This is a genomic window from Nocardia sp. CDC153 (assembly GCF_035818515.1).
Taxonomy (GTDB): Bacteria; Actinomycetota; Actinomycetes; order Mycobacteriales; family Mycobacteriaceae; genus Nocardia.
The window spans coordinates 313,133-329,422 of the sequence record NZ_JAYKYU010000004.1 but is presented as its reverse complement, the minus strand read 5'-3'; the positions used below and the strand labels follow the sequence as shown (position 1 = coordinate 329,422).

The following is a 16,290-nucleotide window of genomic DNA, read 5'->3' as shown; positions in this document are numbered from 1 at the left end:
ACAGCCGATATCGCTTGGGCGCGTGGCCCGTTCGGCATTGGCAGGGATGGGTAGAGCTCGAATCAACGCCGTGCTCCCGAGGTGTGGCCCGGGCGGGCATAGCGGCGCAGCAGCCCTTCGAGCGCGGCGACCAGCCCGGTCAGCACCACGCCCAGCAGCGCGGCGGCGATGACCGCCGCGTAGAGCCGGGCGGCATTGCCGGTGGACTGTTGGGAGAACACGATGATCTGCCGCCCGATCCCGCCCGCGGTGCCGGTCGAGATCTCGGCGACGACGCTGCCGATCACCGACGCGGCGGCCCCGAGGCGCAGCGCGGGCAGGATGTGCGGCACGGCCGCGGGCAGCCGCAGGTGCAGCAGTGTGGCCCACCAGCCGGCCGCGCAACTGTGCAGCAGTTCGACCGAAGCCTTTGCCGGAGACTGCAATCCGCGCAGGGTGCCGATGGCGACCGGGAAGAACACCAGGTATGAGGCGATCACCACGATGCTCATCCACGGCTGCCAGGGCTGCCCCGCGATATTGATCTTTCCGCCCCACCCCGCGACCAGCGGCGCCAGCGCGATCAGCGGAACGGTCTGGGAGACGATCACATACGGCAGCAGCCCCCGCTCCACGAACGAGAACCGCTGCATGAGCACGGCCAACGCGATGCCGACCAGCGTGCCCAACCCGAGGGCCAGCAGCGCGAGTTCCAAGGTGAAACCGGCTGTGCGCAGCAGGGTCGCGCCGACCGTGGTCTTCCCGTCCCGCTCACCCAGCACCGTCAGCACCGCCCAGGAGTGCGGCAGCGCGGCGTCGGTGGTGCGCGGGAGCACCCGCTGACCCCCGACGCTCACGCCATTGGCGGGCACGAGCGCCTTCACCAGTTCCCAGACCGCGATCACCAGCGCGAACGCGGCGACCGGATACAGCAACCGCCAGCCGCCGCCCGCACCGCGTCGCGTGCGGGCGGGCACGGGTGGCGCGCCCGCCAATTCGACGGCATCGGCGGTCCGCACCACCGTCGGGGTCGTCATCCGCTCACCGTCGCTTCGATCGGGTCGGCCAGGCGGGGCAGGACGGATTCGCCGTAGGCCTCGAGGGTCGCGGTCTTGGCGTCGTGCTGCAGGTAGACGGCGAACTGGTCGACGCCCATGGCCTTCAGTTCGCGCAGGCGGGTGAGGTGTTCGTCGGGGGTGCCGAGCACGCAGAAGCGGTCCACGATCTCGTCGGGGACGAACTCGGCGTGGGTGTTTCCGGCGCGGCCGTGCTCGTTGTAGTCGTAGCCGCGGCGGCCGGCGATGTAGTCGGTGAGCGCGGTGGGGACCTCGGAGTCCGCGCCGTAGCGGGACACGATGTCGGCCACGTGGTTGCCGACCATGCCGCCGAACCAACGGCATTGCTCGCGTGCGTGTTTCAGCGCGCCGATGGTGCCGTCGGTGATGTAGGCGGGGGCGGCCACACAGATGGTCACCTCCTTCGGATCGCGACCCGCGCGCTCGGCCGCGGCGCGCACGCGAGCGATCGTCCAGGCGGTGATGTCGGGATCGGCGAGTTGGAGGATGAACCCGTCGGCCACCTCACCGGTGAGATCCAGTGCGCGCGGGCCGTATCCGGCCACCCACACCGGCAGCCGGGAGTGCTGCGCCCACGGGAATCGGATGGTGGTGTCGCCGACCTTGGCGCTGCGGCCATTGCCCAATTCCTGGATGACCCTGATGGATTCGCGCAGCGTCGCGAGCGTCGCGGGCCGCCCGCCCAAGGTCCGAACCGCCGAATCACCCCGCCCGATCCCGCAGATCGTGCGATTGCCGAACATGTCGTTGAGCGTCGCGAAGGTGGAGGCGGTGACCGTCCAATCCCGGGTGGACGGATTGGTCACCATCGGCCCCACCACCACCTTGCGGGTGGCCGCGAGGATCTGGCTGTAGATGACGTACGGCTCCTGCCACAGCAGGTGCGAATCGAAGGTCCACACGTGCGAGAACCCGTGCGTCTCGGCGATTCTCGCCAGCTCCACCACCCGTGACGCGGGCGGCGTGCACTGCAGCACCACACCGATATCCATGCGGCACTCTCCCCTTCGTTGCTCGGGTGATCAGATGAGGTTCTGGGACAGTCCGCGTTTGAGGAACCGGCCGTGCCCGGCACTGCCCAGGTACTGCCCGCCGTCGACCAGGACGCGACCGCGCGAGAGCACGGTGTCCACGTGGCCGTCGATCTCGAAGCCCTCGTAGGCCGAGTGGTCCATGTTCATGTGGTGGGTCTTGCCCAGGCCGATGCTGGTGTGCCCGTTGGGGTCGTAGATCACCACGTCGGCGTCCGCGCCCGGGCTGATGACGCCCTTGCGCGGATACAGTCCGAACATGCGCGCGGGCGCGGTGCAGCACACCTCCACCCACTTCTCGAGCGAGATGCGGCCGTCCTTGACGCCCTGGAACATCAGGTCCATGCGGTGTTCGACGCCGCCGATCCCATTGGGGATCTTGCTGAAATCGCCGACGCCGAGCTCCTTCTGGTCCTTCATGCAGAACGGGCAGTGGTCGGTGGCCACGGTGGTGACGTCGCCGGTGCGGATGTAGCGCCACAGCTCGTCCTGATGGCCCTCGGCGCGGGCGCGCAGCGGGGTCGAGCACACCCATTTCGCGCCCTCGAAACCCGGTGCGCCCAGGTTCTCCTCGAGGGAGAGGTACAGGTACTGCGGGCAGGTCTCGCCGAAGACGTTCTGGCCCTTGCCGCGGGCCTCCGCGATCTGTTCGAGGGCCTGCTTGGCCGAGACGTGCACGACGTACAGCGGTGCGCCGGTCAGCTGCGCCAGCATGATCGCGCGGTGGGTGGCTTCTTCCTCCATCTGCCACGGCCGGGTCACGCCGTGGTAGTAGGGGGAGGTCTCACCCCGCGAAAGCGCCTGTTCCACAAGCACATCGATGGCTATCCCGTTCTCGGCGTGCATCATGAGCACCGCGCCGAGATCGCCCGCGGTTTGCATGGCGCGCAGGATCTGACCGTCGTCGGAGTAGAAGACGCCCGGGTAGGCCATGAACAGTTTGAAGCTGGTGACGCCCTCGGACACCAATTCGCTCATGCCCTTGAGGGATTCGGCGTCCACCGAACCGACGATCTGATGGAAGCCGTAGTCCACGGCGCACTTTCCGGCCGCCTTCTCGTGCCACAGGGCCAGGGAGTCCTGGACCCGTTCCCCCGGCTTCTGGACCGCGAAATCCACGATGGTCGTCGTCCCGCCCCACGCGGCCGCGCGGGTGCCGGTTTCGAAGGTGTCGGAGGCTTCGGTGCCGCCGAAGGGCAACTGCATGTGGGTGTGGCCGTCGACGCCGCCGGGGATGACGTAGTTGCCGGTGGCGTCGATGACGGTGTCGGCCGTGGCGGCCAGGTCGGTGCCCAGCGCGGTCGAGCCCGGTTGCACCACGGCGGCAATGGTTTCGCCGTCGATCAGGACGTCGAGGGGTTGAGATCCGGTGGCGGACACCACTGTTCCGCCGTGGATGAAGATCCGGCTCACGGCTCCACCAGCTTTCCGTAGGCGTCCGGTCGCCGGTCGCGGTAGAAGGCCCAGCGGTCGCGCACCACCTTGATCAGGTCCATGTCGAGGTCGCGCACCACGAGTTCGGGCGCGGTGTCGGAGGCGACCTCGCCCACGAACTTGCCCTCGGGATCGACGAAGTAGCTGGTGCCGTAGAAGTCGTCGTCGCCGTACTCCTCGATGCCCACCCGGTTGATGGCCCCGATGTAGTACTCGTTGGCGACGGCCGACGCGGGCTGCTCCAACTTCCACAGATAACTCGACAGTCCGCGCGAGGTCGCCGAGGGATTGAAAACGATCTCCGCGCCCGCCAATCCGAGCGCGCGCCAGCCCTCCGGGAAATGCCGGTCGTAACAGATGTAGACGCCGATCCTGCCGACCGCCGTATCGAAGACGGGCCAGCCGAGATTCCCGGGCCGGAAGTAGAACTTCTCCCAGAAACCGTTGACGTGTGGAATGTGATGTTTTCGATATTTTCCGAGATAGGTGCCGTCGGCGTCCACCACGGCCGCCGTGTTGTACAGCAGCCCCGGCTGTTCCTGCTCGTAGACCGGCAAGATCATCACCAGCCCGAGCTCCCGCGCCAATGCCGCGAATCGCTCCACGGTCGGCCCGGGCACCGACTCGGCGTAGTCGTAGAACTTGGTGTCCTGCAACTGGCAGAAATACGGGCCGTAGAACAGCTCCTGAAAGCAGATCACCTTGGCCCCGGCCGCCGCCGCTTGCCGCGCATAGTCCTCATGCGCCTTGATCATCGACTCTTTATCGCCGGTCCAGCTCGTCTGCACCAGCGCCGCTCGAACAATCGCCATAGCTTGTGATACTGCACCTGAAACGAATCCGCTTGTGTTACAAGTTGATGGAAACAGTTTCGTGACCGTAAATCCTCCGACCCGGCTCCCCGACTCCTCCGACCAGGCACGCAGAATCGCACTGTGACAACCGAACTCGGACCACCCCACGCGGCCGGGGACGATGCCATCTCCAACGACACCGCCGACCCGACCGACAACTCCGCCGCCGCGCTGGCGCTGGCCGTGCACGACCGCACCGCCACCGGCATCGCCGCCGCGATCAGCCATCGCATTCGCTCGGGTGCGCTGCCGCCCGGAACCCGCTTGCCGACGGTCCGCGAGGTGGCGCGGGAGCTGCGGGTCTCCCCCGCCACCGTCAATCAGGCCTGGCGCGCGCTGGCCGCGGCCGGGGCCATCGTGGCCCGGGGTCGAGCGGGCACCTTCGTCGAGGACCTGCCGCACCTGTGGACCGCACCCGCCGTCGGCCGCTATCAGCGGCTGCATCCGCAGTCCGACAACGCTTTTCGCATCGATCTCTCCCGCGGTACCCCCGATCCGGCGCTGCTGCCCGATCTGACCTCGGCCCTGCGCGCGCTCGGCGACGAGAGCCGCGACGATCTCTCGGCCACCTACCTCGGCGAGGCCGTGCTCCCGGAACTGGAGGCGGCCGTGCGCGCGGACTGGCCCGCGCGCGCCGAACGATTCACCGTGCTCGACGGCGCACTCGACGCCGTCGACCGACTGCTCGCCGCACATGTCCGCCTCGGCGATGCCGTCATCGTCGAAAATCCTTGTTTCCCACCCTTTCTGGACATGCTAGCCCGACTCGCCGCCCGCGCCGTGCCGGTGGAGGTGGACCGTTGCGGCATGCTCGCCGACCGCCTGTCCGCGGCCTTGGCCGCCCACACCCCCGTCGCGGTGCTGCTCCAACCTCGGGCCCAGAATCCGACCGGAGGCTCGCTCACGGCCCAGCGCGTCCGCGAACTCGCCGATGTGTTGGCCGATGCGGCCGTCGTCGCCGGTGCCGCGCCGCTGATCATCGAGGACGATCACAGCGCGGGCATCACCCATGCCCCGCTGCGTTCCCTGGCCACCCGCCTACCGGCCCGCACCGTCCACATTCGCTCGTACTCCAAATCCCACGGTGCGGACCTGCGGCTCGCGGCCGTGGGCGGCCCCGCCAGCTACCTCGACCCGCTCCTCGAGCGCCGCATGCTGGGCCCCGGCTGGTCCTCCCGCCTGCTCCAACGCGTCCTGCTTCACATGCTCACCGACGACACCGCCCGGGCGACCGTCACCACCGCCCGCACCATCTACCGCGCCCGCGCCGAGGCACTGCGAAAGTCCCTGTCCCGCTACGACATCCAGCTACCCCCCGGCGACGGCATCAATCTCTGGTTCCCGGTGGCCGACGAGAACGCCGCCCTCATCTCACTGGCCGCCGCGGGCATCAAGGCCGCGCCCGGCGGCCCCTTCGAGGTCACCGACCATCCCCACACCGATCATCTGCGCCTGACCGTCGCCGCCCTCGGCGATGCCGAAATCCCGGAGGTGGCACGCCATCTCGCCACCGCCGCCGAGGCGACGCCGACCTACCGCCGCGCCCGTCGTCCCTGAGGCCGATACGCGGCGAGGAAGACCTCGACCCCCGCATCGGCGTATTTGTCGAGTTCGGCTGCGCTGAACTCGGTGTCGTCGCCGCAGAACATGACCTTGTTGACCGGGATCGAAACCACCAGCCAGGTGAAGTGATTCGCCGCCAGGTCCGGATCGTCGACCTGCAGCAGGCCGCGGTCGGTCAGCTGGGCGAAGCAGGAGGCGAGCATGGCGTGCACGCGTTCGGGTCCCGCGTCGAAATAGGCGCGTCCCAGGTGCGGGAAGCGCCCGGCCTCGGCGATGACCAGTCGCCGGACGCGCAGTTGCGCGCTGCGGGTGAGCAGGTAGACGAACCGGTGCGCGACATCGCGCAGCGTCGACTCCACGTCGTCGGTGGCGGCGAGTTCGCCGATGGCCTCGCGGAAGATCTTGTCGATCCCCTCGAGTCGATCCAGCACGATGTGTTCGAACAGCTTGTCCTTGCTGCCGAACCGTTTGTAGATCGTCTGCTTCGAAGATCCTGCGACAGCGGCGATCTCGTCGGTCTTCGCGCCGACGTACCCGTCGCGCAGGAAGACTTCCATCGCGGCTTCCATGATGCGCTGTCGCGCCTGCTCGGCCGCACTGCTCTCCATTGACACGCTAGAGAGTGTACCGTACTGTTCAGTTCACCCAGAACTGTACCGTACGGTTCACCCTCGATGGAGAATCTTATGCGCAAGATCATTTCCAGCCTGTTCGTTTCCGCCGACGGCGTCGCCGAAGCCCCCGAAACCTGGCACTTCCCCTACTTCAACGACGAAATGGGCGCTGCCATCGGGGCGGCCATGGCCACCTCCGACGCCATGCTGCTCGGCCGCGTGCAGTACGAGCAGTTCGCCGCCCACTGGCCGACCAGCGACGACGAGTTCGCCGACTTCATGAACAACCAGAAGAAGTACGTCGTCACCAACACGCTCACCGAAGCCACCTGGAACAACACCGAAATCATCACCGGCGACGTGCGGTCGGGCTTGGAAGCGCTCAAAGCATCCGAGGGAGCCGACATCGCCATCACCGGCAGCCTCACCCTCGTGCAGTCCCTCCTGCGCGACGGGCTGCTCGATCAGCTGCAACTGTTCGTCCACCCCGTCGTCCTCGGCAAGGGCGCGCGCTGGTTCGACAAGCTCGACGACACCGTCGAACTGAAGCTGTCCTCCGCCGAAACCTTCACCACCGGCGTGATCAACCAGATCTACGCCCCCGCCAAATAGCAATCGGCACGGTCGCGATAGGAAGGTTTCCCGAGCCGTCACTTCGAGGAGACCGTATGGACCACCTGGAAATTCGCGCTGCCCTGCGCGAACTGGTCGAGCGCTACGCGGCGCACGCCGATCGTCGGCGCGACGCCGCGATCGCCGAACTCTTCACCGAGGACGGCACTCTGGTGATCGAGCGGGGCGGCGCTCGACCCACAACCACCGTTCGCGGCCGCGCCGCTATCGAGGCCGCGATGAAGCCCCTGGACCGCTACCGAGTCACCCAGCACGTGATCGCGAATCAGCTGCTCGATTTCTCGGGAGATGCGGTACATGGCGAAACCTACTGCACCGCTTCACATGTCTACGACACCGAGGACGGGCCACGCGTGTTCGTCATGCATATCCGGTATGCCGACACCTTCGAATACGACGGCCGGAACTGGCTGTTCGCGGAGCGTCGCCTACTCGTCGATTGGACCGAGGACCGTGTGATCACGGTCACGTGAACCGGGCAGTCCGTTACAGTCGCTCGGGGCCAAGCGATTGGCCCATTAATGCGATACCCCAATCGACGTTGTTTGGAGGGACACGTGAATACGCTCGCCCGAAGCACCACCCGATTCGCCCTCGCCGCGGCCGCCGTCGGCACCGCTTTCACCCTCGCCACCGGCACCGCCGCCGCCGACGACTGGCCGGTTCAGCAGCCCAACAGCCCGATCTACGTCCACGACGCCACCGGTTTCCTCACCCCCGCCGACCTGGACTACTGGAACCCCTTGGTCAACCAGCCCCGCCTGACCTCCCCCTACGGCAACTCCACCCGAGTCGTCTGCGCCGGATTCCACGGCGTGGACACCGACTGCTGGCAGGCCGACGCCGACGGCAACCCCCACAAACTGAAGCGCTTGCAGGCCAACTTCCCGAACCTCACCGGCTCCAGCGCCCCCGGCGGCGGCGTCAGCCACTGGGTCTACCCCGGATTCATCCCCGGAATCAGCTGACCGACAACGGTATCCGCACAAGCGAAGGGGCTCGCATCCGAAAGGATGCGAGCCCCTTGTAGTTTCCCTGCCTACAGGTACTGGCCGGTGTTGGACTCGGTGTCGATGGCGCGGCTGGCGCTGGCGTTCTTGCCCGTCACCAAGGTGCGGATGTAGACGATGCGCTCGCCCTTCTTGCCGGAGATGCGCGCCCAGTCATCGGGATTCGTGGTGTTGGGGAGGTCTTCGTTTTCGGAGAACTCGTCAACGATCGAATCGTAGAGATGCTGGATGCTCAGGCCCGGATTGCCGGTTTCCAGGACGGACTTGATGGCGTACTTCTTGGCCCGGTCCACGATGTTCTGGATCATGGCGCCGGAGTTGAAGTCCTTGAAGTACAGGACCTCCTTGTCACCATTGGCGTAGGTGACCTCCAGGAAGCGGTTGTCCTCGCTCTCGGCGTACATGCGGTCCACCACGCGTTCGATGGTGGCCTGCACGCACTTGCCGCGATCGCCGTCGAACTCCTCGAGATCCTCCGAGCGCAGGGGCAGCGTCTCCGTGAGGTACTTGGAGAAGATGTCCTGTGCCGCTTCGGCATCCGGGCGTTCGATCTTGATCTTCACGTCCAGGCGGCCGGGCCGCAGGATCGCGGGGTCGATCATGTCCTCGCGGTTGGAGGCGCCGATCACGATCACGTTCTCGAGGCCCTCGACGCCGTCGATCTCCGAGAGCAGCTGCGGCACAACGGTGGTCTCCACATCGGAGGAGACACCCGAACCGCGGGTGCGGAAGATCGAGTCCATCTCGTCGAAGAACACGATCACCGGAGTACCTTCGGACGCCTTCTCGCGAGCCCGCTGGAAGATGATCCGAATGTGGCGCTCGGTCTCGCCCACGAACTTGTTGAGCAGCTCGGGACCCTTGATGTTGAGGAAGAAGGACTTGGCCTCCTTGGCATCCTCACCGCGCGCCTCGGCGATCTTCTTGGCCAGCGAGTTGGCGACGGCCTTGGCGATCAGCGTCTTACCGCAACCGGGCGGGCCGTAGAGCAGCACGCCCTTGGGCGGCCGCAGCGCGTACTCGCGGAATAGATCCTTGTGCAGGAACGGCAATTCGACCGCGTCGCGAATCTGCTCGATCTGGCGCGAGAGGCCACCGATGTCCTCGTAGTTGACATCCGGCACCTCTTCGAGGACCAGATCCTCGACCTCGGCCTTGGGAATCCGCTCGAAGGCGAATCCGGCCTTGGTGTCGACCAGCAGCGAATCACCCGGCCGCAGTTTGCGAATCGGGCGATCCGGATCTTCCAAATCATCCACGTCGACCAGCGCGGACAGCGGCCCGGACAACCAGACCACCCGCTCCTCGTCGGCATGCCCGACGACCAGGGCGCGACGCCCGTCGTCGAGAATCTCACGCAGCGTGCCGATCTCGCCGATGGCATCGAAGCTGCCCGCCTCGACCACGGTCAACGCCTCGTTGAGGCGCACGGTTTGACCGTAGGTCAGGGTGGTGGTGTCGATATTCGGCGAACACGTCAGCCGCATCTTGCGCCCCGAAGTGAACACATCGACCGTCTGATCGTCGTACACGCCGATGAGGACGCCGTAGCCCGAAGGTGGCTGGCCGAGGCGATCCACTTCCTCACGGAGAGCGACCAGTTGCTGGCGCGCTTCCTTCAAGGTGTCCATCAGTTTGGTGTTGCGAATCGTCAGCGAATCGATGCGCGCTTCCAATTCCCGTGTGCGATCCGGCGTGTCGGCGAGTTGCCTCCGGAGTGCAGCGGCCTCGGCACGTACCGCCTCGAGTTCCCTCCAGGCTGCCGAATCCGAATGTTCGATGGGGCTCATGATGCTGCTCCTCCCAGTCCCGGTCTATCAACGCTACCGGGCTCTAACCGTTCCCGCTTTCCGACATGGTTTCGTCGTGATCACATCTAGGCTGCGGCCGACCTGCCGAGCAGGCATGTTAGCCTGCCCTAACCTGTTTCCGGTGAGTTAACACCGGACCAAGCCGAAAGGTGCCGTTGATGCTCCTTCCCACCAGTCGTACCTCTGGTATGCGCAACGTCACGCGGACGCTCCGTGTTTCCAGTCGGACACTCCGTGTTTCCGTGGCTACCGTCGCGGCCCTCGCCGCCGTTACGGCAACTCTGACCGGCTGCAGCTCGGACGACAAGGGTTCTTCGTCCTCCAAAACCACATCATCGACGGCCGCCGCCGCGCCCGCGCCGACCGCGGAGACACTGCAGGGCATCCTCACGGCCTTCGCCGACCCGGCCAAACCGGCTGCCGACAAGGCCAAGTTAGTCGTCGATGGGGACAAGCGTCTCGGAAATATCGACACCATGAACCAGGGTCTGGCGCATTACCAGGTCGGGTTCACCGTCGGCGACATCAAACAGGACGGCACCAAGGCCGACGCGAAAGTGTCGGTGACCTCGCCACACGGCACCATGCCGGACGTTCCGATGACCTTCGCCTACAGCGACGGCGCGTGGAAGCTGTCCGACGCCGGGGCGTGCACCATCCTCGGCATGGCCCGCGCGGCCTGCCAGTAACACCCGCTCGATTCACGAAAGTTCACGAAAGGCACGTTCGTTCATGCTCGCTCGCTCGATTCGTCTGTCCCTGTCCGTCGCCGCGGCCGCCGTCGCGCTCACCGCGGGCGCGGGTGTCGCGGGAGCCGACACCCCCGCGCCCTCGGCCGAGGAGCTGCAGACGACCCTGACCCGCTTCACCGACCCGTCGGTTCCGGCCGCGGACAAGGCGAACCTCATGGTCAACGGCGGGGCGCGCACCGCCAACCTGGACAAGATGAACCAGGGCCTGGCGAACTACGGCACCATCGGCTGGACGGTCTCGGACGTACAGGCCAACGGCGACAACGCCAATGCCTCGGTCGCGATCTCCTCCCCGCACGGCACCATGCCGGGCGTGCCCATGACCTGGCAGCACACTGACGCGGGCTGGCAGCTGTCCGAGAGCACCGCCTGCACCATCCTGGCGATGGGCAAGGCGCCCTGCTGAACCGGGAAAACCGCCCGCACACAAGCTGATACGCGAGAACCCCCGCCGAATGTCGGCGGGGGTTCTCGCGTCGAGAGATATATCTTGCGTCAGCCCTTGGACGGACGCCGCTGCGGCTTGGGTGCGGTGACACCGTCGGCGAGGCGGCGGGCCTTCACCAGGAACGCCGTGTGGCCCTGCATGCGATGCTCGGGGCGCACGGCCAGCCCTACCACGTGCCAGGGCCGGACCATGGATTCCCAGGCGGTCGGTTCGGTCCAACAGCCTTGGCGGCGCAGGGCTTCCACCACTTCGGAGAGCTGGGTGGTGGTGGCCACGTAGGCGAGGAAGACGCCGCCGGGGATGAGGACCTTGGAGACGGTCTCGAGGGCGTCCCAGGGCTTGAGCATGTCCAGGATCACCCGGTCGACCTGCTCGCCGGAGTAGTCGGCGACATCGCCGAGGGTGAGTTCCCAGTTGGCGGGGCGTTCGCCGAAGAAGCGCTCGACATTCTTGACCGCGTGCTCGGCGTGGTCCTCGCGGATCTCCCAGGAGATGACCTTGCCCTCGGGGCCGACCGCGCGCAGCAGCGAACAGGTCAGCGCGCCCGAGCCCGCGCCCGCCTCGAGGACCTTCGCGCCGGGGAACATGTCGCCCTCGTGCACGATCTGGGCGGCGTCCTTGGGGTAGATGACCGCCGCGCCGCGCGGCATGGACAGCACGTAGTCGGTGAGCAGCGGGCGAAGTGCCAGGTAGGGGGTGCCTTTGGCGGAGTTGACCACGCAGCCCTCGTCGGCGCCGATGAGGTCGTCGTGCTTGATGTGCCCGGCGTGGGTGTGGAACTCCTTGCCCTCCTCCAGGATCACCGTGAACTTGCGCCCCTTGGCGTCGGTCAGCTGTACCCGGTCACCGATCTCGAAAGGGCCGGTCCGTCTGGCCGTCATGCTTCTCCGTTCTGCGTGGTTGTCGCGAGTTCGCGTGGTCGTGCGTCGCTGCGATGCCGTCGTGCGTCGCTGCGGTTTTGCTGTGGCTCGAACGCACGCACCTTGTCGGTGCCTGCGTTTAGCCTGCCAGGTATGTCGGTTGACGTGATCAGTACCCCGGAGACAGAGCGCTTCGCCCCACGGGGGCCCGCGCTGTCGCCTTCGCGGGCAATCGATTTCAAGCAGTGCCCGTTGAAGTACCGGCTGCGCGTCATCGATCAGATTCCGGAGCCGCCCTCGCTGGCCGCCGTGCGCGGCACCGTGGTGCACGCCGTGCTGGAGGCCCTGTTCGGCCTGCCCGCCGCCGAGCGCGATGTCGAGGCGGCCCTCGCGCTCGTCGAACCCGCCTGGGCCGGTGTGCGCGAATCCCGGCCCGAGGTGGGCGGCCTGGTTCCCGACGAGGCCCTGGAAGGCTTCCTCGCCGAGGTCCGCAAGCTGGTCGGCGTCTACTTCCGGCTCGAGGATCCGACCGGGTTCGATCCCGAATCGTGTGAGACCTTCATCGAGGCCGAACTGCCCGACGGCACGCCCCTGCGCGGGATCGTGGACCGGCTGGACCGTTCGGCCGCGGGTGAGCTCACCGTCGTCGACTACAAGACCGGTCGCGCCCCGGGCCTGGCCTACGAAACCAAGGCGCTGTTCCAGCTGAAGTTCTACGCCCTGGTCCTGCTCCGGACCCAAGGCCGGGCACCCGCCGAACTGCGGCTGATGTACCTGGCCGACGGCGTCACCCTCACCTATCGGCCGGACCCCGAGGAGCTGTTCCGATTCGAGCGGATCCTCTCCGCGCTCTGGGCGGCGATCGTGACCGCCGCCGAGACCGGGGAGTTCCCGCCGAGCCCGGGGTGGATGTGCCAGTACTGCGATTTCAAGCGACTATGCCCGGAATTCGGTGGCACCCCACCGCCTTTCCCGTCCGGTGAGGACGAGCCCCGCCCGGAGCCCGCCCTGCTCCCCGAGGACTAGAAGGCGCGGCAGGAGCGGATGTCGGTGGCGAGGATGGCCTTGGCACCCAGATCCGCGAGCTGATCCATGAGCTCGTTGCCGTTCTTGCGCGGCACCAGCGCGCGCACGGCGACCCAGTCGGGATCGGTGAGCGGGGCGATGGTCGGCGATTCCAGCCCGGGGGTGATGGCGACCGCCTCGTCGAGCAGCGACTTGGGGCAGTCGTAGTCCAGCATGAGGTACTGCTGGGCGAAGACCACGCCCTGGATGCGCGCGACCAGCTGGTTGCGGGCCTTGTCGTGCTGGTCGGCGCCCTTGGCCTCGATCAGCACGCCCTCGGAGTCGCACAGCGATTCGCCGAAGGCGACCAGGTTGTGCTGGCGCAGGGTGCGCCCGGAGCCGACCACGTCGGCGATGGCGTCGGCGACGCCGAGCTGGATGGAGATCTCGACCGCGCCGTCGAGGCGGATGACCTCGGCCTCGATGCCGCGCGCCTTCAGATCCCCGCGCACCAGGTTCGGGTAGGAGGCGGCGATGCGCTTGCCGTGCAGGTCCTCGACCTTCCAGTCCTGCCCGGCCGGGGCGGCGTAGCGGAAGGTGGAGCGACCGAAGCCGAGCGCGAGCCGTTCCTGCACGGGCGCACCGGAATCCAGCGCCAGATCGCGGCCGGTGATGCCCAGGTCCAGCTCGCCGGAGCCGACGTAGATGGCGATGTCCTTGGGCCGCAGGAAGTAGAACTCGACCTGGTTGGCCGGGTCCAGCACGCTCAGCTCACGCGAGTCGGTGCGCTTGCGGTAGCCCGCCTCGGAGAGGATGCCGACGGCGGATTCGGAGAGTGCGCCCTTGTTGGGGACGGCGACGCGAAGCATGGGAGGTCCTTTCGGAACGAAGGGAAGACGGTGACGACAGGGGGACGAGCGAACGGCGGCCGCGCTCACGGGAGCGCGGCGCACCGGCGCGTCACAGATGTCGGTACACGTCCTCGAGCCGCAGGCCGCGGCCCACCATCAGCACCTGCACCCAGTAGAGCAGCTGCGAGATCTCCTCGGACAGTTCCTCATCGCTCTGGTACTCGGCGGCGATCCAGACCTCACCCGCCTCCTCGAGCACCTTCTTGCCCTGCGCATGCACGCCAGCGTCCAGGGCGGCGACGGTGCCCGACCCCTCGGGGCGGTTGGCGGCACGATCCTGCAGCTCGGCGAACAGGGCTTCGAAAGATTTCACGGGGAGTGATTCTCTCAGACGGGCGCACACTCCCCGCAATCGGTTATACGGTGAGCAGTTCGGTCAGTTCGGCCACCGCCCCGCGCAGCTGCTCGGCGAACGCGTGCATGGCCGGGGCGACCTGCTTGGGTGTGGCCAGGTAGAGGTTCCAGCGGTCGGGCAACAGCACGTAGGCGATGCCGATGCACTTGGGGCTGGTCGAGCCGAAACCGAAGAACCGGATGTTCACCGACGGCGCGGAGCTGGTGCTCAGGTAGTCGTCGCGGGTGATGATCCAGCCGGGGCTGTCGTAGAAGGCCATGGGCGCGGTCGCCCCCAGCTGTGCGCCGCGACGGCGCTGGATCCACTGCAGCTCCCACAGATGCTGCTCGGGCGCCTCGCCGCGCTGGCATTCCTGGGCGCGGCGCACGTGCGCCTCGGCGGCGGCGCGCACGGCCGCCAGCTTGGCGTCCTTGTCCAGCGCCGGATCCTCCATGGCCGCAACGAATTCCAGCATTTCCGGGGTGATCACGCGCATGGCCTCGGTGCGGCCGTTGCGGAACTGGCGGGTGGCGATGGATTCGTAGGTCGCGCCATTGAGGCCCTTGCTGCGCTTGTGCGCGAGCTGATAGCTCAACTGGGCCAGGGCGTCCGGAGAGATGCCCAGGCTCTTGGCCCGCTGCGTCCCGAAGTCGAACGATACCGTGGTGGTGGCGTTGTCGGCGGCGTACTGCGCGAAAGACGCGGCGGCGGAGGCGATCTCGGTCTTGGCCTCCGGGCCGAGCACGAATTCGATGGGTTCGGTGGCGGGCAGGCCCTGCGGCTGCGCCCCGGACTGCTCGGCGTGCGCGGTCACCGGCGCTTCGAGCAGGGTGTCGACGAAGGACAGGATGGTGGTGCCGTCGAGCCCGCAGTGCTCGACATTGATGCCCGCCTCACCGTCGGCGAAGACGATGAACGACACCGACTTGTCGAACCAGCGGTTGCCGCTGTCGCCGTGCAGCAGCTGATCGCAGGCGTGCAGGGTGTCGCGGGGGGCGAAGTCCTCCAGGCAGATACAGAACAGCGCCGTCTCGATGGTGTCGAAGGCCGCGGCATTGGTGGGCCGCAGCGCGGCGTACACCGGGGCCCAGTCGGCGCGGGCCAGGGTGGTCAGATGCCCGGGCGCGGCATTGGTGGCGGCGCGGCGCGCGCCCGCCTTCATGACGGCGCGCAGACCGGCGACGAGGTCCTCGGGCGTGTACGGCGCGCCGCCCGCCCCGATAACGTCCATCCGGAACATGTTGCCGCGATAGAAGACAACGATGTGCCGCGCCTGCGAATGCCCCGGCCATTCCTCGGTGTAGGGCACCCGCACCGTGTCCTGCGGCGTGTTCGGGATGCGGGTCTCGGAGAACAGGAACTTGTTCTGCGCCATATTGAGTCGGGTCCCGCGCTGGGTGGCGGGCGGGATCTCTTCGGAGTCCAGGCGCAGCTTGTAGTTGACCGCGGCCGAGATCAGCGCGGCGGCCCGTTCGCTCTGGTCCGCGCTCGTGGAGGCCGCCAGGACGGTGTCATCGCGGAAGAGGAAGAAGAAGTTGGCGTTCAACGCGATTCGGTCCCGGCGACCCAGATACCGGGAGGGCCAGAACTCGTCGAGCCAGCTGCCGACGCCGGGGGTGCGGTCGTAGCGTTCCAGGTCGGCCTGCAGGGTGCGGGCGGGGCTGTCGGGGCGCAGCAGGTCCTCCACGGCGGCCGCGGTGGCGGCGTACTGGTCGGAGGTCAGCAGTGGCGCGCACCAGTGCAGGAATCGGGTGCAGCTTTCCTCCAGCGTGGGCAGCGGGACGCGGGGCAGCTGCTCGTCGTATGCGAAGGTGCTGTCGCTCAAGGGGTGTCCTCGGTGTCGATGGGTCAGGGGTGGCCTGGCTTTTGCACACGCGTGACCGCCCCCCGAGCGATCACTGCCCCCATTCTTGCCATCGAACCGGCCGGCGCGCCAGCGATTCGAGCGAATCCCGACACGCCGGGAACGGGAGCT

The 16,290-nt window shown here is 67.4% G+C and carries 17 protein-coding genes; 7 read left to right on the top strand and 10 right to left on the bottom strand.

Annotation, left to right across the window (positions count from 1 at the left end):
- Window positions 1-62 precede the first annotated feature (62 nt).
- The 4 genes from VMT65_RS23995 to VMT65_RS23980 are packed head-to-tail and all read right to left on the bottom strand — an operon-like array spanning window position 63 to window position 4,332.
- Entirely contained in the window at window positions 63-1,016 is a 954-nt protein-coding gene (locus tag VMT65_RS23995) for an ABC transporter permease (protein WP_326310642.1), read from the bottom strand.
- Window positions 1,013-2,047, bottom strand: a complete 1,035-nt coding sequence (locus VMT65_RS23990; RefSeq protein ID WP_326310641.1) for a TIGR03842 family LLM class F420-dependent oxidoreductase — start codon at window positions 2,045-2,047, stop codon at window positions 1,013-1,015. Before VMT65_RS23990 ends, VMT65_RS23995 begins: the two co-directional genes overlap by 4 nt.
- A gap of 30 nt (window positions 2,048-2,077) precedes the next feature.
- The gene (gene hydA / locus VMT65_RS23985) at window positions 2,078-3,499 is read right to left on the bottom strand and encodes a dihydropyrimidinase (RefSeq protein WP_326310640.1); all 1,422 of its coding nucleotides are present in this window, start codon (window positions 3,497-3,499) and stop codon (window positions 2,078-2,080) included.
- On the bottom strand, window positions 3,496-4,332 hold the full coding sequence (locus tag VMT65_RS23980) for a nitrilase-related carbon-nitrogen hydrolase (RefSeq protein ID WP_326310639.1): 837 nt from the start codon (window positions 4,330-4,332) through the stop codon (window positions 3,496-3,498). The genes hydA and VMT65_RS23980 overlap by 4 nt, the downstream gene beginning before the upstream one ends.
- A gap of 123 nt (window positions 4,333-4,455) precedes the next feature.
- Here VMT65_RS23980 and VMT65_RS23975 point away from each other — a divergent pair, with 123 nt between their 5' ends.
- Window positions 4,456-5,931: an aminotransferase class I/II-fold pyridoxal phosphate-dependent enzyme gene (locus VMT65_RS23975; RefSeq protein WP_326310638.1), complete on the top strand. Its 1,476-nt coding sequence runs from the start codon at window positions 4,456-4,458 to the stop codon at window positions 5,929-5,931.
- Here VMT65_RS23975 and VMT65_RS23970 read toward each other — a convergent pair.
- Window positions 5,907-6,545 (bottom strand): TetR/AcrR family transcriptional regulator, encoded by a 639-nt coding sequence (locus tag VMT65_RS23970; RefSeq protein ID WP_326311180.1) that lies wholly within the window; start codon window positions 6,543-6,545, stop codon window positions 5,907-5,909. The two genes, VMT65_RS23975 and VMT65_RS23970, sit on opposite strands and share 25 nt — an antisense overlap.
- A 78-nt stretch (window positions 6,546-6,623) precedes the next feature.
- On the opposite strand from VMT65_RS23970, the gene VMT65_RS23965 reads away from it, so the two are divergent.
- The 3 genes from VMT65_RS23965 (at window position 6,624) to VMT65_RS23955 (ending at window position 8,152) form a co-directional block, all read left to right on the top strand.
- Window positions 6,624-7,163 carry a dihydrofolate reductase family protein gene (locus VMT65_RS23965; RefSeq protein ID WP_326310637.1) on the top strand — a complete coding sequence of 180 codons (540 nt, stop codon included), beginning with the start codon at window positions 6,624-6,626 and terminating at the stop codon, window positions 7,161-7,163.
- Between the two features lie 56 nt (window positions 7,164-7,219).
- A complete protein-coding gene (locus VMT65_RS23960) occupies window positions 7,220-7,657 on the top strand; it encodes a nuclear transport factor 2 family protein (RefSeq protein WP_326310636.1) in 438 nt (145 codons plus the stop codon).
- Window positions 7,658-7,741: 84 nt separating this feature from the next.
- Window positions 7,742-8,152, top strand: coding sequence for a hypothetical protein (locus VMT65_RS23955; protein ID WP_326310635.1), 411 nt, complete (start codon window positions 7,742-7,744; stop codon window positions 8,150-8,152).
- Window positions 8,153-8,223: 71 nt separating this feature from the next.
- Here the strand turns inward: VMT65_RS23955 and arc are convergent, their stop codons facing one another.
- The gene (arc, locus tag VMT65_RS23950; protein ID WP_326310634.1) at window positions 8,224-9,984 is read right to left on the bottom strand and encodes a proteasome ATPase; all 1,761 of its coding nucleotides are present in this window, start codon (window positions 9,982-9,984) and stop codon (window positions 8,224-8,226) included.
- 263 nt (window positions 9,985-10,247) lie between these two features.
- Between arc and VMT65_RS23945 the strand changes: the two genes are divergently transcribed.
- Window positions 10,248-10,694: a hypothetical protein gene (locus VMT65_RS23945; RefSeq protein ID WP_326310633.1), complete on the top strand. Its 447-nt coding sequence runs from the start codon at window positions 10,248-10,250 to the stop codon at window positions 10,692-10,694.
- A gap of 43 nt (window positions 10,695-10,737) precedes the next feature.
- A complete protein-coding gene (locus VMT65_RS23940) occupies window positions 10,738-11,163 on the top strand; it encodes a hypothetical protein (RefSeq protein ID WP_326310632.1) in 426 nt (141 codons plus the stop codon).
- A gap of 89 nt (window positions 11,164-11,252) precedes the next feature.
- Here the strand turns inward: VMT65_RS23940 and VMT65_RS23935 are convergent, their stop codons facing one another.
- Window positions 11,253-12,086: a tRNA (adenine-N1)-methyltransferase gene (locus tag VMT65_RS23935; RefSeq protein ID WP_326310631.1), complete on the bottom strand. Its 834-nt coding sequence runs from the start codon at window positions 12,084-12,086 to the stop codon at window positions 11,253-11,255.
- Window positions 12,087-12,218: 132 nt separating this feature from the next.
- On the opposite strand from VMT65_RS23935, the gene VMT65_RS23930 reads away from it, so the two are divergent.
- Window positions 12,219-13,091, top strand: a complete 873-nt coding sequence (locus VMT65_RS23930) for a RecB family exonuclease (protein WP_326310630.1) — start codon at window positions 12,219-12,221, stop codon at window positions 13,089-13,091.
- On the opposite strand, the gene hisG is transcribed toward VMT65_RS23930, so the two are convergent.
- The 3 genes from hisG to VMT65_RS23915 all read right to left on the bottom strand — a co-directional run bounded on the left by hisG (window position 13,088) and on the right by VMT65_RS23915 (window position 16,140).
- Window positions 13,088-13,939, bottom strand: coding sequence for an ATP phosphoribosyltransferase (gene hisG, locus VMT65_RS23925; protein WP_326310629.1), 852 nt, complete (start codon window positions 13,937-13,939; stop codon window positions 13,088-13,090). The two genes, VMT65_RS23930 and hisG, sit on opposite strands and share 4 nt — an antisense overlap.
- 91 nt (window positions 13,940-14,030) lie before the next feature.
- On the bottom strand, window positions 14,031-14,294 hold the full coding sequence (locus VMT65_RS23920; protein ID WP_033085388.1) for a phosphoribosyl-ATP diphosphatase: 264 nt from the start codon (window positions 14,292-14,294) through the stop codon (window positions 14,031-14,033).
- Window positions 14,295-14,337: 43 nt separating this feature from the next.
- The gene (locus VMT65_RS23915; protein WP_326310628.1) at window positions 14,338-16,140 is read right to left on the bottom strand and encodes a choline/carnitine O-acyltransferase; all 1,803 of its coding nucleotides are present in this window, start codon (window positions 16,138-16,140) and stop codon (window positions 14,338-14,340) included.
- Window positions 16,141-16,290: the final 150 nt, after the last annotated feature.